Consider the following 25,429-nt stretch of genomic DNA (forward strand, 5'->3'; position numbering starts at 1 on the left):
ATTATGGCAGCAAAGTTTGGGCCGGCAGGCAATTCCAAGAGTTTTTACGATCAAGGCAATTCATCCAGCATAGATATGCCGCGATGGCTGGCCGATATGGGCTTGGATGCATACGAGTATCAATGTGGCCGAGGTGTCAATATAGGACAAGCTACGGCCGAGGCGCTGGGGCAGCAGGCGGAGATGTACGGGATAGCGCTTAGCATACATGCGCCGTATTATATTAACCTGGCATCGGACGATGCCGAAAGGATAGAGAAATCCATAGGCCATATACTGAAGTCGGCCAGGGCGGCTAAATGGATGAGCGCGAGCCGCATCGTTATTCATCCGGGTAATGTAGCCGATGGCCGCAAGCCATCGCTTGAGCGGGCTAAGAAGGCATTGGCCGAGGCGTGGCGTCGGTGCAAAGCCGAAGGGTTAGACGGCGTGCATTTGTGTCCGGAAACCATGGGTAAGAAGAACCAATTGGGGGACTTGGAAGAAATTATGGAGATGTGCATGGTGGATGACAGCTTTATACCCACCATAGACTTCGGCCACTTAAACGCGCGAGATGCGGGGTGGATCAAAAGCATAAAGGAATACGAGAGCATATTGCGCGTTATAGAGGATAAACTCGGGCATGACAGATTGGATCATATGCATTGCCATTTCAGCCGCATAGAGTATACCGAAGGCGGAGAGAAAAGGCATTGGACATTGGATGATGCGCAGTATGGACCTGACTTCGAGCCGCTGGCCGAAGCATTGTGCCGTTGGGGCATCTCTCCTACCATAATATGTGAATCCCGCGACGTAATGGCTGAAGATGCCAGAAAGATGAAGGACATATATATCAGTGCATGCGATAAGATGTAAGAAACCTTGACATAAGAAAGGAACAGGCGTGGCCGATAGCTTATTCTATGCGCATGCTTATGTCCAGCGCGTTTACGGAATGCGTCAGCGCACCCGATGATATTATATCGATGCCTGTAGCAGCCACATCTGCGATGTTAGATTCATCTATATTGCCCGATGCCTCGAGTATGGCTCTGCCGTCGGTTATCTCAACAGCTCGGCGCATCATATCTAAAGGCATATTATCCAACAGTATTATGTCGGCATGGCATTCTATCGCTTGCTGCAGTTGCTGCAAATCCTCAACCTCTATCTCGATTTTCATGGTATGGGACAGGCTGCTTTGGACTTTGGACAGCGCCGCTTTTATACCGCCGGCCAGCTTTATATGATTATCCTTTATCAATACGGCATCGGCCAGATTATAGCGGTGGTTTATACCGCCTCCTACGGCTACGGCATAGCGGTCGAAATATCTTAATCCTGGAGCAGTCTTGCGTGTGTCGGTCAACTCGGCTTTATAGGGCTTTATCATATCACTCAGGCGGCGCGTATATGTAGCTATGCCGCTCATACGCTGAAGCAGATTCAAACATAGCCGCTCGCCTTTTAAGACAGGGTTCATAGGCCCTTTTACCTCGGCTATTATCGTCTGCGTATCTATGAAAGAACCGTCCTGTACTAATGGGATGAATTGTATTGTGGGGTCGAGAGCATTATATACCGTCTCGGCAACGGGCAGGCCTGCTATTACGCCGCTTTCTTTGGTCTTTATATAGGCATGAGCGGTTACCTTTAAGTCCACCAGCAAATCGGTGGTTATATCACCCCAGCCCAAATCCTCCTCAAGATATCGTTCAATGTGTTTTTTGGCTATAAATCTGTCTATAATCGGTATCATATGCTATATTTTCTCCTTTGATTATTATGTGATGTTTTAACATATCATTTTTAATCGGATAATCGGTCCTGTAATGGCTGCCACGGCTCTCGCAGCGGAAAAGAGCGGCGCGTGCCATAGCATATCCCACGATTATCAAACTTTGTAGCTCATATATATCTGTTCTATCAGCCGATAAGCCCAATATCCATTCATATTGTTCAAACCAGCCTATAGCTTTGTTTAATCCGGTTTCATCTCGTTCTATGCCGACGTATCGCTCCATTACGGCTTGGAGTTGGCGGCGAGTCGCCGCTATTTCATCGGGCGTTAAGAACGTTTCAGGTAAGCGCTGATGCCGCCGCCTAAAGCGCCTGTGCTCGGGTATAGTGTTTAACGATGAGGCGTGTTCTACCGCACGCGCTGCGAATACCAGGCCCTCCAACAATGAATTGCTGGCCAAGCGGTTAGCGCCGTGCACGCCGGTACATGCGCATTCTCCGCAGGCATAGAGCCTTTCTACATCCGTTTGCCCAAAGCTGCCGGTCTTTATGCCGCCCATTAGAAAATGAGCCGCCGGCGACACCGGTATATAATCCGTGGATATATCTATGCCTACTTCAACGCACTTGGCATATATAGTAGGAAAGCGGGCGGCGAAATATGCTTTATTGATGCTCGTTACATCAAGATATACGTAGGGCGTATCATGTTTTTTCATCTCGGCGTATATAGCACGTGCCACGATATCCCTGGGCGCTAACTCTTTAAGCGGATGATAGCGCTCCATAAACCGTTCGCCGCGTATATCGCGCAATATGCCGCCTTCGCCTCTGACCGCCTCGGATATGAGAAAGCGTTGACCGTTTTGCTCGTATAAAGCGGTGGGATGAAATTGCATAAATTCCATATCGGTCAATGCACAACCCTTTCTATAAGCCATGGCTATGGCATCTCCTGTGATGAGCGGGCTGTTTGTGGTATTAATAAAAAGATTGCCGGCGCCACCACCTGCCAGTATGATAGCTTTGGCCCATAGGATAACGCGTTGCTCGCTTTGGATATTCATAATCAATACGCCATAGCACTTATTGTTGCCGACCAACAGGTCTAGGGCGAGATATTGATTGTATAATGCCACGTCTTCTATTGCATTGGCTATATTGATTACGATGGCCTTTCCCGTATAATCGCCGGCGTGCAGTATGCGTCGATGGGAATGGGCGCCCTCCATTCCAAGGGCATATCCGTTTTCATCCGTGTCGAAGGGCACGCCTAAATCTATCAGTCGTCGTATGTGTGTTGGAGCCTCGTTTATCATAAGGGTTACGTTTTCCTCGTTGCATAAACCGTCGCCGGCTGATAACGTGTCCGCTATATGTGAGGCGAAACTGTCATCGTCGTTCCATACGCACGCTATGCCGCCCTGCGCCCTGTATGCGTCTGAACTGTCGAAGTCGCCTTTATTTATAAGGGCGACGCTGCCATGCTGTTTGGCCAGGTGCGCGGCGTATAATCCAGCTATGCCACCGCCTATTATTATATAGTCGTATTGTTGCTGAGGCAATGACTCGGAGTCGAAGTTTACGCAGTATGATGCTACATTCATAAAGCCAGCATTCTTTCTATTGGCAATAAAGCACGGGAGCGTATATCATCGTTTACCGTTACACGCGGACTCATGGTTTCCAGTGCCTTGAGCACATTGTCCAATGATGTTAGTTTCATGTTCGGACACACTAGTTTTTGGGAGGCCGGATAAAAGCCTTTATCCGGGCAAAGCTGCCGCATGCGGTGTATAACCCCGACCTCTGTGCCTATGATAAATTCGGGCGCATGGCTGTCGCATACATGCGTTACCATACCGCCGGTACTGCCTACGAAATCAGCCATGTGCACTACGTCGGGACGACACTCCGGATGGGCGAGCACTTCAGCTTCGGGGTGCAACCTTTTGGCTGCCGATAGCTCTTCTGCCGTAAGCCGATCGTGTGTATTGCAGTAACCGTTCCATAATATGAGATGGCGTCCGGTTTGCTCCATAATGTATTGCCCGAGGTTTCTATCGGGTACAAATATGATTTCCTTATCGGCCGGGATGGAATTGACCACTTTTACTGCGTTGGCCGACGTACAGCATATATCGCTTATGGCTTTGACATCGGCTGTGGTATTTACATAACTGACCACCGCCGCGTCCGGATGCCGCTCTTTCAGTGCAGCCACGTCGTCGGCGTCAGCCATATCAGCCATGGGGCAGCCGGCCTTTATCTGGGGCAGCAGCACGGCCTTATCCGGGGACAAAATATATGCCGTTTGAGCCATAAAATGCACGCCGCAAAATACGATCACATCGGCATCGGTAGTCGATGCTCTGCGGGCTAATTCCAATGAATCACCCACGAAATCGGCTATATCCTGTACCTCCGGGCGCTGATAAAAATGCGCCAGTATAACGGCGTTGCGTTCCTGTTTCAGCACGCTTATCCTGTGCAAGACGGTTTCATCCATTTGCCATACCTTCTTCATGTTAAAGTACTATTGGTTTTATTATATAATAACACGTTTTCGCTTGAATGTCTATACAGATGACAAGACATATATAATAACTTCAATCCGTAATATATGACCAAAACGAGTGACATAAAGCGATGCAAATGATATAAAGCCGGAGAACGCCTTAAAATATTGCGTAGGCGTACTCAATGAGTGTAGCGCAGAGCAAGCGTAGGTCGGGCATGGACGCCCGACCAGCCGGCACTGAGCATGGACGCGAATTGCCGTATAATGTTAACATAGTATAAGCTGATGATGAATCGTTCACTCGTTTGAGAATGGAGGTAAATTTTTTGATAAAATCATCTACATGGAAATTGAGCATGAATTTCCTGGCCACTCATGCCGTACTGGCCATAGCTTTTTTTGCATTTTTACCGGCAGTGTTGGGATTGGTCAATCTTTTAAGCGGCAATTTGGGCACAAGCACGCCGCCGGCAGATATGTCGCAACAGCAGGGTGATGCAGATCAACAACCCGCTCAACAGCAACCGGGCGCCGGTGATAACGCTGCTCAGCCGGATACGCCCGATATACAGCAGCCTGTCGGAGAGCAGCCGGAGTCCGGTGCAGATAACCCTGCTCAACCAGAGAATACCCTGCCGGATCAAGCCGGAACCGCTCAGCCGGGTGAGGTATTGCCTGCGGAGGTTGAACGAAACCTTACGGCAGAGTTTATAGCCGGCCTTATCACAGGCGCTTTATACCTTTTTATAATGGTGTTAGTGGCTCAGGGTTCCGGCTTTGCGGATAGGGAGCGCATACTATATAATGGCTTTATAGCGGGTGCTATAGCATCTATACCCGGCCTGGTGTTGACCATTATATTGACGGTAAGCGGGGGCGATGTGGCATGGATAAAGGCTGTGCATCGCATATGGATGAGCCCGTATATTGAGATATACAGCACACATGAGGATATCATGATAGCGCTGGCGTATGTAACGCTGCCTCTTATGCCTATAGCCACCGGTATAGGCTATTTGAGGGGCATAAAGAAAAAGGATGAGCTTGTAGCGAAATTAAAGGCTACGGCGCCAAAACCTGATAAAATATAATAGAAATGGGGTTATGTTATGCTGCAGAAACTTATGATAGAACAGCGCATAATAGAGGCGGGCGTTGTCGCCGTTGTGCGCGCCGAGGGCGTTGAGAAGGCTCTGAATATAGCCGATGCTTGCATGCAGGGCGGCATATCGGCTATAGAGATCACTTTTACCGTACCAGGTGCGGTGGAGGTTATAAAAGAATTGAATAGCCATTATGGGGATAGGCTCGTGCTGGGAGCCGGTACGGTATTGGATGCCGAGACGGCCAGACTGGCAATAATAAATGGCGCTAACTATGTGGTGAGTCCATCGTTGAATATCGACACTGTTAAATTATGCAATCGATACCAAATACCATGCTTGCCGGGCGCTATGACTGTAAAAGAGGCTGTGGAGGGTATGGAGGCAGGGGCCGACATTATAAAAATATTTCCCGGTGAATTATTTGGGCCGGATATTATAAAAGCCTTTAAGGGACCATTGCCACAGGCATCGTTTATGCCTACTGGCGGTATAAGCCTGGATAACGCCGAGAAATGGATTACAGCAGGGGCGGTAGCTCTTGGTGTGGGAGGCGCTCTGACCGGCAGGTCTAAAGACGGGGATTACACTGCTGTCACTGAAACGGCACGCAAGTTTATCGATATAGTGCATCGGGCGCGCGGCAAATAGGAATATGGCAGATTTTTCATCGATTATAGATCAGATAGTCATATTGATGATATTGTTGGCCGTTAGCTATATAGCGGCCAAGGCTAATTTCATAAGCTCATCGGATAAAGATGGCATATCGAACGTCATGATAAAGATAACGCAGCCGGCGCTCATTATAACCACGCTAAGCGACTATGATTTTTCTGCTCAGATACTCATGGATGGTTCGCTTATAGTATTATTTGCTATAATAGCCTTGATTATATCCTTTGTTTTGGGATGGTTGTTGTCCGGCAGGTTGAATATGCCCGATGAGCGTGCCGATGTATTGAGGTTTGAGCTGATGTTTGGCAACGTGGTGTATCTCGGATACCCGGTGCTGTCAGCACTTATGGGCGACAAAGGTATATTCTACGGCAGTGTTTTTACTATAGCCAATGATACGGCCTTGTGGACGCTTGGTTTATGGTTATTGACGCGCCGACAGGATGGTCATACCAATGGCTGGAAAAATCTTTTTAATATGAATACTATAGCGTTTTTCATAGGCCTGGTAATGTTTTTGACAGGTATAAAGCTGCCACGTCTGGTGTTTGCCGCATTGAGTCCTCTAGGGAAAACTACTATATATCTCTCGATGATATTTATAGGAGCGGCGTTGGCTGAGCTCAATATAAAGGAGGCTGTCACCAACAGCAGCACATTTGTACTCTCTATAGCCAAATTGGCTGTTATGCCGCTTTTGCTGTATGGACTGCTGACGTTATTGCATGTAAACGATCTAGTGAAACTGGTAGTGGTCGTGCAAGTGGGTATGCCGGCCTCGGCGCTGGGACCGGCATTAGCCCGTCGCTATGGTGCGGATTATACCTATGGAGCTCAATGCGTGTTGGTGTCCACATTGATAAGTTTGGTAACACTGCCGGCGCTCATATGGCTGCTCAGTATATAAGCGAAATTATAGTAGCATATTTTGGGCTGTGCTGAAAACATGCGGTTCGAGCGGCGATGCTCTCTTTATAGCGTCCAATATAGGCTCTAATCTTTCATAGAATACTATTACTATATCGCCCGGTTGCGCCTGACCCATGGCAGCACTTATAGCGTCGGTTTCCGATAATATGATGTTTATGCTGCTTTTTGGCATGCCTGCTCTCAATGCCCCTTGCTGAAGCAGGCGGCTTACTTCGCCCGTTTGCCTTCCTCGTAGTTCTATATCCTCTTTTATTATTATGCGATCGAATCCATGCCCTGCTATGCGGCCCATCTCGATAATATCTTCGTCCCTTCGGTCACCCGGCGCCCCTATAACGCCTATAAGCCTGGCGGGATTCATTTGTTTTAACGCGCTTATCACCGATTTGTAGCTTTCGACGTTGTGCGCGTAATCGACTATAACCCTGAAGTCGCGGACGTTGAATATATTAAATCGCCCGGGGTTTTGCAGCGAATCGCTGTAGAATGTCCGCAGCGCCTTTTCCATAACCGATACGGGTATCTTTATACCATAGCCGGCTGCTATGGCTGCCATGCTATTCTCAATATTGTAGGTAAGCTTTCCTTCCCATGTGGCGGGTATCTCATCGATAGCTATAACATTATATATGTTTTCGCCGTCGAACAATACTATATAATCGTCTTTTAGATATACCGCAGGTCGCCCGTTGTCTATCTGATGCTGTATCAGGATGTTATTTTGATTAAAGGAGAAGTAAATTAGGTTGCAGCGTACGCGCCTAGCTGCTTGTACCGATATAGCGTCATCAGCGTTGAGTACGGCATAGCCGTTGTCCTTAACAGCTTCCACTATAAGGGATTTGACATGCAGCATATCCTCCAATGTGTGTATACCGTCTATACCCAGGTGATCGCCGGTTATATTGGTAATGACACCCACATCGCTAAGATCATAACCCAGTCCCGAGCGTATTATACCGCCTCGTGCGGTTTCCAATACGGCGGCTTCCACCGATTTGTCGCTTAATATTATCTGCGCACTGGCCGGCCCTGTAGTGTCGCCTTTCATTATGCACTCATCGTTGATATATATACCTCCCGTTGTGGTCATACCGACATTAAGACCCTGAGTACGCAGCATATGGGCGATCATGCGCACGGTGGTGGTCTTGCCGTTGCTGCCTGTAACCGACACGATGGGTATTGACGAGCGTTGCCCTTGAGGGTAAAGCATATCTATTATGGCTTTGGCGGCATTTCTCGGCTTTCCTTTATAAGGATAGTGATGCATGCGTATTCCGGGTGCCGCATTGATCTCGATGATGGCGCCATTTACGCCGTCTAATGGAGCACCTATATCCAAGGCTGTTATGTCTATACCGGCTACATCTAGGCCTATAATTCTGGCAGCGCGCAATGCCAGATCTGCGTTATAAGGATGAATTTTGTCTGTACGATCTATCGCTATCCCACCGGTACTAAGGTTGCCGTTGGCCCTTAAATACACCTTTTGTCCGCTTTGAGGTATGGAGTCTATGCTTAAGCCATTTTTGTCTAGATAGGATGTTACCTGTTCGTCTATTTTGATCTTAGTGAGCGGACGTTCATGATCATCGCCGCGCCTTTCGTCACTGTTGATCATATTTACCAGTTCGATTATAGTGTGATGGCCGTCGCCTACGACGTAAGGCGGTATTTTCTCGGATACGGCTATTACCTTATCTCCTACTACCAGTACTCTATAATCGCGGCCTTTTATATATTTTTCTACTATTATCTCTTGGTCGAACAGGCTGGCGCTTTTGAATGCTTGCTTTACAGCCTCGGGGTTATTAAGCTCTAACCATACGCCTTTGCCTTGATTTCCCCCTTTAGGCTTTACTACCACGGGATAGCCGATGCTTTCGGCTATCGATATCGCTTCGTCCGCTTCTAAGCAGCTTTGACCAATGGGAACGGGTATGCCGATATCTGCCAATATGGATTTTGTGATCATTTTATCACAAGCTATATCAACAGCGATACAGCTTGTATTCTCGGTTATAGTGGCTTCTATCCGCTTTTGATATTTACCGTAGCCTAATTGCAGTATACTGCCATCGCCTATGCGCATTATCGGTATATCGCTTTCTCTGGCGGCATTTACCAGAGCTTGCGTGCTGGGACCTAGCTGTGCGCCGACGGCCTTGGCTTTTAGCCTTTTTAGCCTGTTGTCGGTATCGATGGTTTGCTGGTTTATCAATGCCTCCGCGATGTCTATTGCCAACCGCGCGGCTTCCAGACCGACACATTCGACATCATATGCGAATACTATGAGATATTGTGAAGTTTCATCTATGCAGCGGGCTTTGCCAAAGGTTACGTCGTAGCCCAGGCAATGCTGTATCTCCAATGATAGATGTTCTATAACATGAGCCAGATAAGTTCCCTCATACAGGCGTTCCACGAAGCCCCCTTCGTGGCCCCGCGAGCACCTATGCTGCCTCAGGCCGGGGAACATTTCAAGTAAACGTTGATTAAAACCTGTTATATCCTTGGTAGCAATATTATCGAAGTTTTCGAGATCTATTACCAGTTTTATGACAGGTTTATGGCTGTATATATTTCTGCCTTTATATGCTTTGAGTTCACAGATGTGCAATGCTTGTCTCCTCCTGTTTTGTATCATAAGCGAACGATGGCTGACGTATGTTCATATCGAACCTGTAGCTTGCCGGCAGGATATGCAATGTTACATTGGTTAGAGCCAATGGTTGATCAGGTTTTAGTTCCGATACATTGGTGTAGTCGATATGTATACCGTCCAATACCGTTACGGCTCCGGAACCTATGACGCGGAAACAGCCATTCGGCATAACGTGTATGGCGGTATCTTCATCTATGCCTATGCCGAGCATATATGGATTTTGCGCTATAGCCGACAGCAATCTGCCTATCCTTCCCCGTTGCGCAAAGTGTTGATCTATTACAGCGTCTTTTAATAATCCGAGCCCGGGTGCCATTTTCAACGTACATTTTCGGGGTGAATCGTCATCTTCACCCGATACTATCATAGTTTGACTCATTGCCGAAGCACCGGCGCTGGTACCCGCTATGAGCAGTCCTTCCTCATAGGCCCGCAATAGCGCCTCATCTACCAACGTGCCGCCTAGTATACTGCTTATGCGAAGCTGATCACCGCCGCTAAAAAAGACACACCTGGCATTGTATATTGCATCGGCATATTTTTGTTCATTAGCGTCCTGCCTGTCGTTTATATTCAATACTTTTACATCTTTTACTCCCAATTGATCGAATATATCTATATATTCATTGCCAACCTCTTTCTGGTATTCGGTAGCGACGGTGATGATAAGTATAGTGCTGTCGTTGCCACCGCTTAATGCCACGGTTTCTTTTAATATTGTGCGGTCACCATATTTATCCTCGGCGCCGCCTATAATGATCAAATTGCCTTTGACCTTTTTGTCCATATTCATCCTCCAATGCATATACTATATTTTTGCTGTTTAAGGTCATGTTTATTCATTTATGATTGCTACTGTATGACGTGTATGATATAATAAAAGCAAAATTATGCAACAGTTTGTCTTAACGATAGGAGATGAATTTATGGGTGTTACTATTAAAGATGTTGCTAAAGCAGCCAATGTATCGCCTTCTACAGTATCGCGCGTTGTGCAAGATAGCCCGCGCATAAGCGATGAAACTAAGAAACGTGTCAGACAGGTAATGAATGAACTGGGCTATTTCCCGAATGCAATGGCTCAAAATCTGGCTAGCAAGAATACCGGCAATATAGGTATAATGTTGCCCAAGCCAAATGATGAGGAATTCAACCATCCGTTTTTTCCTGAAGCATTGCGCGGTATAAGCGCGGTATTGCGCATGCACGATCGCGATATATTGTTCAGCCCTGCCAGCAATGCAGTAGAAGAGCGCAGAGCACTTCAACGTATGGTGCTAAGCGGCAAAGTAGATGGTGTTGTACTGCTATCATCGCGTATTTCTGACGAATTGATAACGTGGTTGTATTCGATAAACTTCCCATTTGTGGTGATAGGCAACCCTAGGCCATTAGGATTGGAAAGAATATGCTGGGTAGATAACGATAATGTGGAGATAGGTAGGATGATAACTCAATATCTCATAGATAAGGGCTATGAAGATATAGGTATTATAACCGGCGATCTAAGATTTGTAGTGAATATAGACAGATTGGAAGGGTATAAGCAAGCTATGGAGGCTGTTGGCAAATCAACTAGCAGGGCTTATATGGCAGAAGCCGATGTTTGTGAAGATGGGGGCTATAATGCTATGTTGAAAATACTGCGCAACGGTAAACCCTCAGCTGTTGTTACCGTAGATGATATGTTCGCCATAGGAGCTATGCGAGCTTGCCGAGATAGGGGATATGTTATACCAAATGATATAGGTATAATAGGTGTTAATAATATGAATGTTGACCAATATATTACACCACCCTTGACATCCGTAGAAGTATACGCATATATGCTTGGGAAAACAGCGGTTGAATTATTGCTGAAAAGAATCGAAATTGGGTCTGAATATAGCGATCACGTTATTATTCATGGAAGGCTTGTGGAAAGAGCTTCTTGCTAATGTTATGTCCTTAATATAACTTGCAAAAAGGTGGGCTTTCGCGGTGGTAGCTCATCAAAGCGTCCAAACCAAAAAAAACTGCTTGACAAGTATGCAAAGTATGCATATAATAAAAATGTTAGCGCAAATATTTGTATAAACAATTTAAATTGTGTAATATTATTTGCGCAAATTTGCACATTCTGTAGCATAAAATTACTATGAAGAATCTCGAAAGCTGATGGGGATTTAGCGGATTTCGAGCATAATACTACAGCTGTGGTAGTAGAGCCTAACGGAGGGCTAAGGCGTAGCGTAATGCAACACAAATTAGAGTTATTATATATTGGAAATAACATAATTGTGTGATCGGTCTCAAATGGATGTTGGGGGTAAGACAAATATAAATAGTCGAGCCTTTGACATAGATTTTAAGAGCTTTCGAAGTTTTCGAAAGTACTTAACAATATTTTTAGGAGGTATAAAAATGAAGAGGTTTTTAGTAGCTTTATTGGCGGTAGTTTTGGCTGTTTCATTGGTGGCGTGCGGTGGTTCAAACCAGTCGCAGCAAGGTAATGAAGGCAGCCAGGAAGGTGGTCAAGAGACTCAGCCAACGGAGAAACAGAGCGTTGAGATTACCGTATGGTCACATCTCACTGACCAAGAGATTGAAGAGGTGCAGAAGGTTGCTGATAAATGGTCGGCCGAGACGGGCAATAAGGCAAAGATCTTGGCTGATACCAGCGATTTCCAGGCTTTTGCTACGGCGGCAAACAGCGGTAAAGGGCCAGACATTATGTTCGGGCTTCCCCATGATAATCTCGGTACTTTTTACAAAGCCGGCCTATTAGATCCTATACCTGATGATTTGATAAACGATAGCGATTATGTGCCGCTGTCAATACAGGCGGTAAGTTTTGACGGAAAGAAGTATGCTGTGCCTCTGGCAATGGAGTCCTATGCCCTTTTCTACAACACTGATATGATAAAAGACCCCCCTAAAACATGGGACGAATTTATCAATGCTGCGCAGCAATATGGCTTTATGTATGACATAAACAACTTTTATTATTCATATGCTTTTGTGAGCGGGTATGGGGGATACGTATTCAAGAATAATAACGGAGCCTATGATATTAACGATATTGGTCTTAACAATGATGGTGCAAAGAAAGGATTCGCCACTATATCCGACTTGGTTAATAAGTACAAGTTTATGCCGGCTGATATAAAGGGCGATATAGCAAAGGGCAATTTCCAGAACAAGAAGATAGGTATGTACATCTCAGGACCATGGGATGTGCCAAGTTTCGAGGATGCGGGTGTAAACTTTGCCGTTACTTCGTTGCCAAAGCTGGAAAATGGGAATGACATGAAGCCCTTCGTGGGTGTGCAGGCTGCATTTGTGAACGCCAATTCCAAGAATAAGGATGTGGCGTGGGACCTTATGAAATATTTGATTAAAAACACACCTATTCCGCTGTTTGAAATCGGCAACAGAATACCTGTTGTCAACTCCGTATTAAACAGTGATGAAGTTCAGTCTAACGAAATAATGAAGGGGTTTGCAGATTCTGCTTCAAAGGGAGAACCTATGCCTAATATACCTGAGGTCCAAGCAATGTGGACACCTGCTAATAATAATTTAACACTGCTTACATCAGGTAAGCTTGCTCCTGACAAAGTTGCTGACCAGATTGTGGCACAGATGAAGGAAGGCATTGCCACGATGCAATAGAAAAAGGTAGAGGAGGTATTATAGTGAAAAGAAAAAATAGTGGAGACGGATGGGCAGCATATGCCTATCTGTCTCCCGCCCTTATTTCAATAGCTATATTGAGCCTATTTCCAATAGGATATACGGTTTATATTGCATTTACAAACTTTAATCTCAACCATTTTAAGAACTATGAATTTGTGGGTTTTGCAAACTTTAAATATGTGATTACGGGGCCTTTTAAGGAGATATTTCTCTCCGTTTTTTTGTGGACACTAGCCTTTGCGGTTCTATCTACTATACTTTGTTATGTTGTGGGACTTATATTGGCTGTACTTTTGAACAACAAGAATATGTGGGAGACTAATATATACAGGGCAATACTAATTATTCCGTGGGCACTTCCTGGTACTATAGCAGTGCTGGCATGGTCAGGCCTTTTAAATGAGACATATGGAGGATTAAATATGATTCTCAGTATGCTCAATATATCGCCAAGGCCATGGATGACTGACCCTAATTGGGCCAGAGCAGGTATAATTATAGCCAACTTATGGTTAGGGTATCCATTTATGATGAACGTATGCCTAGGCGGCCTACAAGCCATACCGCCCGAGATGTACGAGGTGGCTGATTTGGACGGGGCCACATGGTGGCAGAAGCTGACTAGAATAACCATTCCCATGATTATGCCTTCATCGCTGCCGCTATTGGTTTCTACATTTGCATATAACTTCAACAATTTCGGTACGGCTTATCTTATTATGCAGGGCATGCCGCCCAGGCCGGACACCCAGTTTGCCGGATACACAGATATACTGCTTACATCATCGTATAAGATGACTATGCAGTTCAACAGATATGACCTCGGAGCTGCCCTAAGTGTAATCATATTTTTAATAGTTGCCGTTATCAGCATTATAAATATGAGAGCAACCCACGCCTTCGAGGAGGTGGACTAAATGCGGGAACCTGTAGCGACAGTCTCAATGAAAGGGAATGACTATAGAGAAAGATTAAAGCCTGGAGATAGGAGGCTGCTTTTGATAAGCAGAATAATAATATGGGCTGCGATTATAGTAGAAATCTTTCCTGCATACTGGGTTTTAATGGCTTCATTAAGCCCTGGAGATGCGTTTTTCACAGGGAGCCTTTTGCCTAGGGAAGTGAGCTTGGACAATTATGTTGAGGTTATAAATGATACTGATTTCCTTATATGGGTGAAAAACAGCATGATACTCTGCACAGGAGTTTCTATAATCCAGCTCTTTATGACGACGACATCGGCATATGCCTTCAGTAGGATGAGGTTTAAAGGAAGAAAATACGGTCTTATGACCTTGCTGATACTTCAAATGTTCCCGACCATAATGGCCATACCAGCCATATACAGTATATTAGCAAGAATAAATCTTCTGGATAGTATATATGCGCTAATGATTGTTCTAGCAGGAGGGAATGCCTTTAATATATGGCTTTTGAAGGGTTATATAGATAGTATACCAAAAGAATTAGATGAGGCGGCTAAGGTGGACGGGGCTACACTCTGGCAGACATTTACAAAAATTATATTACCCCTTATTCTACCCATGCTGGTAGTCATATTCCTATTTAGCTTTATAGGTGTATACAGCGAGTTTGCTATTACCAGTATTGTTATCCATGATCCGGAAAGCTATACTGTAGCTCTCGGTCTTCAAAGGTTTATAGTTAATCAGTTTGCTGCCCATTGGACTCTGTTTGCTGCAGCGGCAGTTATGGCGTCAGTACCTATAACCATAGTCTTTATGCTGTTGCAGAGATACCTGCAAGCGGGCCTGGCGGCAGGAGGCGTAAAAGGTTAAGGAGGTAATTTATTTAATGAACCTGGCGTGCGTATGTCACAGAGCAGCAATGCCTATGGCATGGCCAATCGGCGAGAATGAACTGCGAGTGGTCCTTAAGGCTTGTAAGGATGACCTTAGTGGAGTTAATGTATACTATGGCGATAGATATGCCCCTTTAGGCAAGGATGACAGGCTACGTATGGATAAAGAGGCCTCGGATGGACTCTTTGATTACTTTACAGCAAGAATTCATACAGAGACAAGGAGAGTAAGGTATATATTTCGTCTTAGAAGCGACAAAGAGATAGTATGGTACACTGAAGAAGGTTTCAAGAACTCCAGGCCGCGTTCTGGCTATTTCCAGTATCCATATATTTGCCTTGCTGATATCATCAAAGAGCCGAGTTGGATAAGGGGAAGGACCATGTATCAGATATTCCCGGATAGGTTCCATAATGGTAATACGGGTAACGATCCTAAGGGATGCCTTAAATGGGGCGTACCGCCTAAGGCGGACTCGTTCTTTGGTGGAGACCTAAAAGGGATAACAGACAAGCTGGATTATCTTTCGCATCTGGGAATAGGAATAATATATATGACACCAATATTTCGTTCGCCATCAAACCACAAGTACGATACTATTGATTATTATGATATAGACCCAGCCTTCGGTAGCAAGAAAGACCTCAAAATGCTGGTATGCGAGGCCCATGCGAGGGATATAAAAGTTATTTTGGACGGTGTGTTCAATCATTGTGGCAAGGATTTCTTTGCATTCCGCGATGTAGTGGATAAAGGTGAGAAGTCAAAATATAAAGATTGGTTTAATATATATAAATTTCCTGTATATGTGGGTGAAAACCCTAATTATGAGACATTTGCTAATGGTATATGGACGATGCCAAAGCTGATGACACAAAACCCAGAGGTAAGGGAGTATCTGCTAGATGTTGGCGAGTACTGGATAAGAGAGGCTGATATAGACGGCTGGAGGTTGGATGTAGCCAATGAGATAGACCATGCTTTTTGGAGAGAATTTAGAAAGCGCATTAAGGCAGTAAAGTCAGATGCCTTCATCATAGGTGAGGTATGGCACGACTCTTTGGAATGGCTTAGAGGAGATCAGTTCGATTCAGTGATGAACTACCCATGGAGGGAGGCTGTTCTGGACTTTTTTGCCAGGGGGAATATAGATGCTGAAGGATTTGACAACAGATTGACAAGACTTCGTATGTCTTATCATACTGACATATGGCCGGGGTTGCTGAACTTACTAGGAAGCCACGATACACCGAGGATAAAGACACTTTGCGGTGATGCAAGAAAATCTGCGTTGGCGGCTGTGTTCATGCTGACATATCACGGGTTGCCTATGGTCTATTATGGTGACGAGATAGGCATAAAGGGCAAAGGGGATCCTGATTGCCGCAGGACCTTCCCATGGGACGAGAGAGTGTGGGATAATGAGCTTCGTGGGCTATATGAAAAGCTTATAAAGCTACGCAGAACATGTCCAGAAATGTCCGATGGAAATATAAAGACGAAGTATGCCAAGGGCAATGTATACGCATATACAAACAGCGATATATTTATCGTGATAAACAATTCCGGCGAGAGAATGTCAGTACCCTTGGTAGGAGTGGAGGTCGGATTGTCTACGGACATAATAAGCGGGAGAAAATATATGTTCGAAGAGAAACGGTCTATTGAAACAGAGCCTTACTCAGCGGCCGTGATTGTCCAGGATAAGCATTTGGGAAGGATGATACACCAGCATGCTTAAAAGACATAGATATACAGCGTTTTTCCTTATATTAATTCTTGTATCTGTTGTATTTTCAGGATGTGCCCAAACGACAAAGACAGACTGGGAAAGCCAAGTAATATACTTTATCATGACGGACAGATTCTATAATGGGGATACAACCAACGATATGGATGCCAATCCGTCAGACCCTAAGGCATATCATGGTGGAGATCTGCAAGGTATTATAGATAAGCTTGACTATATAAAGGACCTAGGTGCTACGGCCATTTGGATAACGCCGGTTGTGGACAATGAAGAGGGGGGTTATCACGGTTACTGGGCTTATGATTTCGAAAGGGTAGATGAACACCTAGGTGATACAGCTAAGCTGAAGGAACTGACGGATAAAGCTCATGACAAAGATATAAAAGTAATACTGGATATGGTGTTTAATCATACAGGCTATAATAGTCCATGGCTTAGCGATCCTGCCAAAAGCGATTGGTTTAATGAGAAAATGGATATTGTAAATTATAATAATCAGGAAGAAGTAGAAAAAGGATGGTTGTCTGGACTCCCGGATCTCAATCAGTCTAATCCTGATGTGGAAAAATATCTTATAGATATGGCTATGAGCTGGATAGATGAGACGGGTATAGATGGTTTTAGGCTGGATACAGTAAGGCATGTTCCCAAGGAATTCTGGACCAAGCTCTCCCAAACTATAAAACAAAAGTATCCCGACTTTTTCCTATTGGGCGAGGTATGGGTCAATGATCCCGAACAATGTTATAGAGTTTGAGGATATGGTCTTTACTGATGCCGGGATGCTAGCAAATTTTTTGGACAATCATGATGTTCCTAGGTTTGTGAACCAAGCTGGCGAAAACAGTATAAAAAAGTTAAAAGCTGCCTTGACCTATCTCATGACCACCAGGGGTATACCGGTGATATACTACGGCACTGAGGCAGCCATGAACGGTGGAGCAGACCCAGATAACCGCAGGGATATGGACTGGAATGAGGAACCAGTTCTAGCTGAATACTTAAAGCAACTATCAGGCATAAGGAGAGAAAACAGCGCATTTACACATGGCGATTATATTTCCCTTGAGGGGAATGTCGTAGGTTTTATAAGAAAAGATGGAGATGAATATGCTATTGTGTTTATAAATAATACTGACAAAATAGTAGACGAAACTTTTGATTTACCCAATGATTTAGGTATAAAGGATGGCAAGCTGAAAGATTCTATCTCTGGTGTATCGCATATAGATATAAATGGAAATAAAGTGCAGGTGAAATTAGATCCTTATCAAACAGCGATATATGAGCCATGATATGATAGTAGCGTCCGATATCAAAAAGATGAGTCATCTGGAGCTGCTTTACACTTGCATATCAAATATGGCCAATCTTTTTGCTGCAGGCTTTCCGGAAGCGCTTCCGGAAAGCCTGCAGCACTACTGCAATAAGGATGATTGGAACGTTGTGATTTACTATAACCAAAGCGAAAAAACATTGGACAGCATTGAGCAGGTATTGAAGGATGCCGCAGAGCTTCTGCCGTTATGCGCCGGGAAATTCGATGACGCCTTAATTAATATATCAAACATATTAAAAAAATTTAGAGGTAGAGGAGGACTTAAACATGAGTAAACCGAGAAAAGCTGAGAGCATAACATTATTGCTGGCATTGGCTTTCGTATTTACTAGCCTATTCAGTGGTATAGGAGCTGTAGGGTTTGCTGCTGATGAAGGCACAAGATTATACGGCAGTGACAGGTATGAAACAGCCGCAGAAATCAGTCAGAAAGGATGGAAGTCATCTGATAGTGTTGTATTGGTAAGTGGTCAGGATTTCCCGGATGCTTTAGTTGCAGGGCCGCTGGCTCAGAAACTGGATGCACCAATTCTTCTTACAATGAAGGATAAACTGCCAGATGTTACCAAAGATGAGATAGATAGGCTAGACGCTAAGAAGGTATACATAGTGGGTGGTACTGCTGCTGTAAGTGAAGATGTGGCTGATACGATCGATAAGCCCGTAAAGCGCATATGTGGCAACGATAAGCATGAAACAGCTGTAGCTGTAGCTAAGGAGCTGAAAGATTTGGGCGTTTCAACCGATGGTGTCATAATAACGCGCAGTGACGATTATGCTGATGCTTTAGCCGCAGCAGCTGTAAAACCTGCATTGCCCATATTGTTTGCTGGTTCGCATACAGACACATTGCTTCCAGAAACTACAGAGAATGCTTTGGTAGATCTTGGCGTAAAGGATGTTGTCATAGTAGGTGATATAGGTGCTGTGTCTGAGGCTATAGAAGAGCAGATCGGTAATGTGGTATCCTATGTTTTCCGCGTGGGTGGCGATGATAGATTTAAGACTGCTGCGCAAATAGCCGCTGCATTTGTGCCTGACGATGGATATAAGGGTGTTGTGTTAGCCACTGGTAAGGATTATCCTGATGCTTTGGCAGGCGGCCCATACGCTGCTAAAAACGGTTATGCCCTGTTGCTGACCGGCGATGCCCGTAATCCTGTAGACGATACTGTAATAGACCTTATAAGGGATAATACCGCTATAATGGCCGATGTTATAGTGATATTGGGAGGGCCAAAGGTTGTGCCGGATAAGGCAGTATCAGATGTTATAGATGCTGGTGAAGCCAACGGACTGAGCACCATAGACGTTTATTAGTATGCGATCGTCAACGCATTTTTGAGCCACCTTTGCGTGATTTAAATAAATATATGTGCTCTGAAGGCTAAGCGCTTTGCCAAAGCTGCCGTCAGCAGAACCGTCGATTGCAGCGTACCAATGAGATATTGGACAAAGCCGCTGTTACATAGGCTAGAAGCAAAGTAAAGAGCAATAGTAATATTTAATTGACAAGGTACAAAGCCGCGAAGATATGAGCGGGCGCTTACTGCGTAGCAGCAAGCCTTGGAGATAATACTGGCAGCCTCTACAAATATTATTTATACGAGGCAGCTGGTGTAAATAGGGCAAGTACTCTCATTTGCTCTCATTTTCAGAATCGATGAAAATAGGAGCAATCCTGAGAACGAGAGAGAAAAATAAATCAAAATATTAAGATAGGGGGATTATAGATGTTTAAAAAGAAGGCTTTAGGATTTTTGTTGGCTTTTCTTTTAGTCTTTACAGCAGTATTTGGCACAATGCCTTTGGAATTTGCAAAGGCTGAGACAGATGCAGCACCAGCGATAGCCAATGTTGTTGGCAGTTTTCAATCCGAACTTGGAGATTCTGACGACTGGGATATAAATAGTGCTAAAACGATAATGACATATAAAGGTGATGGCTTTTATGAATTTACTACTCCAGTTGAGCTGCCTGCGAGTGATTATGAGTATAAAGTTTGTCTTAATCATTCATGGGACGGTGGAGGAATTCCTTCACAAGCTAATTTAAGCTTCCATCTTGATTCAGATTCTGTAGTAACTTTTTATTACAATTACAACACTTCAAGCGTTACCGATTCCACAAAATATACACCAATTTCCGAAGAAAATCTTCCAAGGCTTGTAGGGAGCATGCAGTCCGAAATAGGGGCAGGCAGTGATTGGTCTCCTGACACATCGACTGCTATAATGAGGGACTATAAGTTCGATAATGTTTACGCATACACCGCAAACGTTCCAAAAGGGAACTATGAATTTAAAGTTGCTTTGGGCCCATCATGGGATACAAATTATGGCTTAAATGGGCAACAAGGTGGTTCGAATATCCCTTTGAATGTGGTCGATGATAGTAAAATTACATTTTATTATGATTCGATTTCACATAATATATGGACAGACTATAATCCACCTATTGTAGGCCCTGATAATAATATATATTATGATAATTTAAAACATGATACACACGATTCATTCTTCCGCTCGCCTTTCGGTGCAATAAAAGTTGGAGATACTGTGACATTGAGAATACAAACAAAAAGCCATGATATTGAATCAGCTAAAATTTCTTGTTGGGATGATATTAAAAAAACAAGGACAGAAGTCCCGATGTACAGCATTGGCCAAAGCCCCGACGGGAGATACGAATATTGGGAAGTTAACTTAAGTTTCGATAGCCCCACAAGAATTTGGTATTACTTTATACTTAAAGATGGAACAAAAACTGCTTATTATGGAGATAACGATGAACAACTGGGTGGCGTAGGTAAAGCCACAGATACCGTAAATAAAGACTTCGAACTTACTGTCTACGATAAAAATTTAGACACCCCAGATTGGATGAAAGGGGCAGTAATGTATCAAATATTCCCCGACAGGTTCTTTAATGGGGATTCTTCAAATGACCAGTTAAAGGAATACAGCAGGGGCTTTGATCCTGTTGAATATCGTAGTGGCGGACTCCCAGATAATCCAGATAATAAAAATAAACCGGGATATACGGGAGATGGTATATGGTCAAATGACTTCTTTGGCGGTGATTTAAAAGGTATAGATGATAAATTGGATTATTTAAAAGACCTTGGCATATCAGTCATTTACCTCAATCCAATTTTTCAATCGCCTTCTAATCACAGGTACGATACAAGTGATTACACGAAAATAGACGAACTATTAGGAGATTTACCTGCTTTTAAAAAGCTCATGGAAGATGCACATGCGAAAGGGATCAAGGTAATACTTGATGGCGTCTTCAATCATACAAGTGATGATAGCATTTACTTCGATAGATATGGCAAATACTTAAATACCGAAGTTTTAGGTGCTTATCAAGCATGGAAACAAGGAGATCAGTCAAAATCTCCGTATGGTGACTGGTATGAGATAAAGCCTGACGGCAGCTATGAAGGATGGTGGGGATATGACAGTTTACCTGTAATAAGGCAGATAAACGGCAGCGAATATAATGTCAAAAGTTGGGCAGATTTTATTATAAATAACTCTAATGCAATATCTAAATATTGGTTAAATCCTGAAGGTGATAAAAATTTAGGCGCGGATGGTTGGAGATTAGATGTCGCGAATGAAGTTGCTCACGATTTTTGGGTTCATTTTAGGGGTTCAATTAATAGTGTGAAGCAAAATGCTCCAATGGTTGCAGAAAATTGGAATGATGCTTCACTTGATTTACTGGGAGATTCTTTTAACTCTGTTATGAACTACCTCTTTAGAAATGCCGTAATTGATTTTATCTTGAATGAATCATTTAATGACGGCAATGGTGTCCATAATCCTATAGATGCGGCTAAGCTCGACCAAAGGCTTACGAGCATATATGAGAGGTATCCTCTTCCGGTGTTTTATTCTACTATGAATCTTTTAGATTCTCATGACACCATGAGGATATTAACAGTATTTGGATATAACTCTGCAGACGAAAATCAAAATTCTCAGGAAGCAAAAGACCTTGCGGTTAAAAGGCTTAAACTTGCCGCGATAATGCAAATGGGTTATCCAGGTATGCCTTCCATTTATTATGGAGATGAGGCAGGCCAATCTGGAGGAAAAGACCCGGATAATAGAAGGATGTTCCCTTGGGGAGCGGAAGACACAAATTTGCAAGCTTTCTTTAAGAATATTTCAAATATAAGAAATAAAAACCAAGTTTTAAAAACAGGAGACCTTGGAACACTTTATGCAAAAGGCGATGTCTATGCATTTGGAAGGAAAATCACAAATGGAAAAGATGCTTTTGGGAAATCGTATCCTGATAGTGCAGCTATTGTTGTAATAAATAAAGGTAACGAAAAGCAAGTGCCTATAGATACAACTAAGTTTATAAGAGATGAAGTTGTTTTTACAGATGCCCTAAGCGGCAAGACGTACACGGTTCATGATGGCCAAATTTTTGTAGAAGTTGGATCAATGAATGGGGCAATACTTATTTCAGATTCAAGCCAGGATTTGACTGCGCCTCAGCCAATAGCAGACCTTAAAGCAGTTTCAGAGAATAGCAAAGTGGAGCTTTCATGGAGTGCGGTAGATGAAGCAGAAAGTTATAATGTTTACCGTTCTACAGTTAAGGGTGGATTATATAAAAAAATAGCTTCAAATGTTAAGCAAACCACCTATACTGATACAGAGGTTACTAACGGCCTAAAGTACGTTTATGCTGTAACCACTGCAGATAGTTATAGAAATGAAAGTGCTTTAAGCAACGAAGTTGAGGCATATCCAGCATTTTCTATTGGCTGGGCAGGAAATATGAATCAAGTTGAAGAACATAAAATAGGCGTAAATAATCCAGTTGAGGTATATGCTGAAGTGTTTGCCGAAGGACTAACAAATAAAACTGGCCAAGGAGAAAATATAATTGCCCAGCTAGGATATAAGTATAGTGGAAATGGTGAGCAAGACGCTACACGCAATAAAGTGGAAGGTGCTGAAATAAGTAATGACTGGAAATGGGTTAATGCACAATATGTAGGGGACTCTGGAAATAATGATAAATATATGGCTAAATTTACGCCGGATATGGTAGGCACATGGGAATATATTATGAGATTCTCTTCCAACCAAGGTCATGATTGGATATCTACAAAAGGACAAGATGGGCAAACAGATGAATCAAAACAGTTTGTTGTCATTCCATCAGATGATACCGAAATACCTGCAGCTCCAGAATTACAACAACCTGGAATTGAGTCCTCAAGAGTTGCGCTTAATTGGAGTCAATCAACTGATAATGTTAATATTTACGGCTATGAAATCTACAAGTCTTCAAGTGAAGAAGGTCCATTTATAAAGATTGCAGCCGTGTCCGACAGTGTGTATAACTACGTAGATACAGATGTAGTAAATGGCAATGAGTATTATTATAAAGTCGTGGCAGTTGATACATCCTATAATAGGACAGCATCAAATACAGTAAAAGCGACACCTGATATAATACCTATAGAAGTGACATTTAATGTCACAGTACCGGATTACACTCCTGATGATGGTGTAAATATTGCCGGCGGTTTTCCTGATGCTTCCTGGAATCCAGGAGCTCAGCAAATGACAAAGATAGGACCTAACACATACAGCATTAAGTTAATTTTAAATGAAGGTATACAAATTGAATATAAATATGCGAGAGGCAGCTGGGATAAGGTGGAAAAAGGTGAATACGGCAATGAAATTAACAACAGGAAAATAACTGTTGTTAATCAAGGTTCAAATAAAATGGTTGTAAATGATACAGTACAAAGATGGCGTGATTTGCCTGTATATATCTATTCCCCAAAAGACAAAACCACTGTTGATGCAAATACGAGTGAAATAGAGATTAAAGGCAATACTTACAAAGGTGCAAAAGTAACTATAAATAATGAATCTTTTGTACAACAAGAGAATGGTATATTTACAAAGATAGTTCCATTAGAATATGGTGTAAATACTATTAAAATACATGTAGAACCAAATGCTAACGAGGATAATGAACTTACAAAAGATATAACAATAACTGTTACGAGGCAGAAGTCCGCTCAAGTGATTGAACCTACTCCTGTCCCGCCAACAGGAACAACTGAACCGCCTCAAGAAGTTTCACAAGGCAAAGTAGTTGTAGAAAATAACACAACAACACTTATAATAGATGAAGCCAAAGTATTAAATAACATAAAAGATACTGCAAATAAAGAAATACAATTTAACTTGACGAATATAGGGACTACGCCGCAAAAAGCGTTAGAGATACCTGTATCTGTGCTTAATTTAATAGAAGAGAACAATAAAAACGTAGTAGTAAAATCGGACGAAATAACTCTTCAATTGGATGCAAAAACTTGGGGAGCATCAAAAGAAGCAATTGATCTAATAAACAAAGCAAGGGCAATAAAACTTAACATAAACAACAGAGGCAAAAATGAAGCAGTATCTTTCAAACCAATAACAAGCGCCTATGAAATAACAATAAAAGCAGGAGACAAAGACATAAAATTAGGTTGTCCAGTAAAAATGACATTTGATATAAAAGGCGCAAAAAATATAAGAAGAGCAAGAGTATACTCTTCAAAAGATAAGATAAATCAATGGAAATACGTAGGAGGGAAAATTGACAATAACACGATAACTTTTGAAGTCAAAAACTTCTTAACTTATGAAGTTTTTGAATATAACAGATAAATATAACAAAGAATTAAAATATGTTACAAAATACTGTTTTTACAATACCACCATAAAATGCGATCGTCAATGAATTTTTGAGCCACTTGCTATCGAAATTTTGAGCCACCTTTGCAGGATTTGCTTTTAAATCCTGCAAAATGAGTTCTTTTGCTTCTTTTTTGAGTCCGAGGCAAACTAAATGATCGAGTTCTACAGTTACATCGGGGGAGCCGGTCAGGTAAAAAGCGGGAGGGATAAATTCTTCAAGGCCTGACCCGCGAAGCCTTTATGCTCACGCTTTTCACCGACCCTTGACAAGACCGGGTATGGCTCTATCCTCGCTGAGCTGCTGTTTGCTGCTTTAAGCGGTATGACGTACCGTTCATATTGAGTATATGAGATCTAAAGGTTAAACGGTCTATTAAAGCTGCTGTCAGCATGGTGTCTTGAAAAAATTCTACCCAGCGGGAGAACTCTAAGTTAGTGGTTACCATTACGCTGGCTCTTTCTGACCGTTCGGAT

20 protein-coding genes are annotated in these 25,429 nt (G+C 43.3%); 14 read left to right on the forward strand and 6 right to left on the reverse strand.

Features of this window, described 5'->3' with window-relative positions:
• Positions 1 to 3: 3 nt before the first annotated feature.
• Positions 4 to 861, forward strand: a complete 858-nt coding sequence (locus JG770_RS06100; RefSeq protein WP_291956539.1) for a TIM barrel protein — start codon at positions 4 to 6, stop codon at positions 859 to 861.
• A gap of 40 nt (positions 862 to 901) precedes the next feature.
• On the opposite strand, the gene nadC is transcribed toward JG770_RS06100, so the two are convergent.
• From nadC to nadA, 3 genes are read right to left on the reverse strand one after another with little or no spacing between them, the layout of a single operon-like run.
• Positions 902 to 1,744 carry a carboxylating nicotinate-nucleotide diphosphorylase gene (gene nadC / locus JG770_RS06105; protein WP_291956542.1) on the reverse strand — a complete coding sequence of 281 codons (843 nt, stop codon included), beginning with the start codon at positions 1,742 to 1,744 and terminating at the stop codon, positions 902 to 904.
• The gene (gene nadB, locus JG770_RS06110) at positions 1,701 to 3,332 is read right to left on the reverse strand and encodes an L-aspartate oxidase (protein ID WP_291956544.1); all 1,632 of its coding nucleotides are present in this window, start codon (positions 3,330 to 3,332) and stop codon (positions 1,701 to 1,703) included. Before nadB ends, nadC begins: the two co-directional genes overlap by 44 nt.
• Positions 3,329 to 4,234 carry a quinolinate synthase NadA gene (nadA, locus tag JG770_RS06115; RefSeq protein WP_291956547.1) on the reverse strand — a complete coding sequence of 302 codons (906 nt, stop codon included), beginning with the start codon at positions 4,232 to 4,234 and terminating at the stop codon, positions 3,329 to 3,331. The genes nadB and nadA overlap by 4 nt, the downstream gene beginning before the upstream one ends.
• A gap of 338 nt (positions 4,235 to 4,572) precedes the next feature.
• Between nadA and JG770_RS06120 the strand changes: the two genes are divergently transcribed.
• The 3 genes from JG770_RS06120 to JG770_RS06130 are packed head-to-tail and all read left to right on the forward strand — an operon-like array spanning position 4,573 to position 6,934.
• Complete coding sequence (locus JG770_RS06120) at positions 4,573 to 5,337, forward strand: hypothetical protein (RefSeq protein ID WP_291956550.1); 765 nt, start codon at positions 4,573 to 4,575, stop codon at positions 5,335 to 5,337.
• A 21-nt stretch (positions 5,338 to 5,358) separates the two neighbouring features.
• Positions 5,359 to 6,000: a bifunctional 2-keto-4-hydroxyglutarate aldolase/2-keto-3-deoxy-6-phosphogluconate aldolase gene (locus JG770_RS06125; RefSeq protein WP_291956586.1), complete on the forward strand. Its 642-nt coding sequence runs from the start codon at positions 5,359 to 5,361 to the stop codon at positions 5,998 to 6,000.
• Positions 6,001 to 6,004: 4 nt separating this feature from the next.
• Positions 6,005 to 6,934 carry an AEC family transporter gene (locus tag JG770_RS06130; RefSeq protein WP_291956551.1) on the forward strand — a complete coding sequence of 310 codons (930 nt, stop codon included), beginning with the start codon at positions 6,005 to 6,007 and terminating at the stop codon, positions 6,932 to 6,934.
• A gap of 6 nt (positions 6,935 to 6,940) precedes the next feature.
• Here JG770_RS06130 and cphA read toward each other — a convergent pair whose 3' ends face one another.
• Entirely contained in the window at positions 6,941 to 9,580 is a 2,640-nt protein-coding gene (gene cphA, locus JG770_RS06135; protein ID WP_291956554.1) for a cyanophycin synthetase, read from the reverse strand.
• A complete protein-coding gene (locus JG770_RS06140) occupies positions 9,567 to 10,412 on the reverse strand; it encodes a cyanophycinase (protein WP_291956556.1) in 846 nt (281 codons plus the stop codon). Before JG770_RS06140 ends, cphA begins: the two co-directional genes overlap by 14 nt.
• A gap of 139 nt (positions 10,413 to 10,551) precedes the next feature.
• Between JG770_RS06140 and JG770_RS06145 the strand changes: the two genes are divergently transcribed.
• The 10 genes from JG770_RS06145 to JG770_RS06190 all read left to right on the forward strand — a co-directional run bounded on the left by JG770_RS06145 (position 10,552) and on the right by JG770_RS06190 (position 24,925).
• The gene (locus tag JG770_RS06145) at positions 10,552 to 11,562 is read left to right on the forward strand and encodes a LacI family DNA-binding transcriptional regulator (RefSeq protein WP_291956557.1); all 1,011 of its coding nucleotides are present in this window, start codon (positions 10,552 to 10,554) and stop codon (positions 11,560 to 11,562) included.
• Between the two features lie 466 nt (positions 11,563 to 12,028).
• Positions 12,029 to 13,279: a maltose ABC transporter substrate-binding protein gene (locus JG770_RS06150; protein WP_291956559.1), complete on the forward strand. Its 1,251-nt coding sequence runs from the start codon at positions 12,029 to 12,031 to the stop codon at positions 13,277 to 13,279.
• A gap of 23 nt (positions 13,280 to 13,302) precedes the next feature.
• Positions 13,303 to 14,220 carry a sugar ABC transporter permease gene (locus JG770_RS06155; protein ID WP_291956561.1) on the forward strand — a complete coding sequence of 306 codons (918 nt, stop codon included), beginning with the start codon at positions 13,303 to 13,305 and terminating at the stop codon, positions 14,218 to 14,220.
• 27 nt (positions 14,221 to 14,247) lie between these two features.
• A complete protein-coding gene (locus JG770_RS06160) occupies positions 14,248 to 15,102 on the forward strand; it encodes a sugar ABC transporter permease (RefSeq protein ID WP_291956588.1) in 855 nt (284 codons plus the stop codon).
• Positions 15,103 to 15,118: 16 nt separating this feature from the next.
• Positions 15,119 to 16,867: a glycoside hydrolase family 13 protein gene (locus JG770_RS06165; RefSeq protein ID WP_291956563.1), complete on the forward strand. Its 1,749-nt coding sequence runs from the start codon at positions 15,119 to 15,121 to the stop codon at positions 16,865 to 16,867.
• A complete protein-coding gene (locus JG770_RS06170; protein WP_291956566.1) occupies positions 16,860 to 17,633 on the forward strand; it encodes an alpha-amylase family glycosyl hydrolase in 774 nt (257 codons plus the stop codon). Before JG770_RS06165 ends, JG770_RS06170 begins: the two co-directional genes overlap by 8 nt.
• Positions 17,605 to 18,171 carry an alpha-amylase family glycosyl hydrolase gene (locus tag JG770_RS06175; RefSeq protein WP_291956569.1) on the forward strand — a complete coding sequence of 189 codons (567 nt, stop codon included), beginning with the start codon at positions 17,605 to 17,607 and terminating at the stop codon, positions 18,169 to 18,171. Before JG770_RS06170 ends, JG770_RS06175 begins: the two co-directional genes overlap by 29 nt.
• A gap of 1 nt (position 18,172) precedes the next feature.
• Positions 18,173 to 18,490, forward strand: coding sequence for a hypothetical protein (locus tag JG770_RS06180; RefSeq protein ID WP_291956571.1), 318 nt, complete (start codon positions 18,173 to 18,175; stop codon positions 18,488 to 18,490).
• Positions 18,483 to 19,535, forward strand: coding sequence for a cell wall-binding repeat-containing protein (locus tag JG770_RS06185; protein WP_291956573.1), 1,053 nt, complete (start codon positions 18,483 to 18,485; stop codon positions 19,533 to 19,535). Before JG770_RS06180 ends, JG770_RS06185 begins: the two co-directional genes overlap by 8 nt.
• A 413-nt stretch (positions 19,536 to 19,948) precedes the next feature.
• Positions 19,949 to 24,925, forward strand: a complete 4,977-nt coding sequence (locus JG770_RS06190; protein ID WP_291956578.1) for an alpha amylase N-terminal ig-like domain-containing protein — start codon at positions 19,949 to 19,951, stop codon at positions 24,923 to 24,925.
• Positions 24,926 to 25,239: 314 nt separating this feature from the next.
• On the opposite strand, the gene JG770_RS06195 is transcribed toward JG770_RS06190, so the two are convergent.
• Positions 25,240 to 25,429, reverse strand: a 190-nt coding sequence (locus tag JG770_RS06195) for an ATP-binding protein (RefSeq protein ID WP_291956580.1), incomplete at its 5' end; no start/stop codon positions are given.

This window comes from Mahella sp. (assembly GCF_020054945.1).
GTDB lineage: Bacteria > Bacillota > Clostridia > Mahellales > Mahellaceae > Mahella.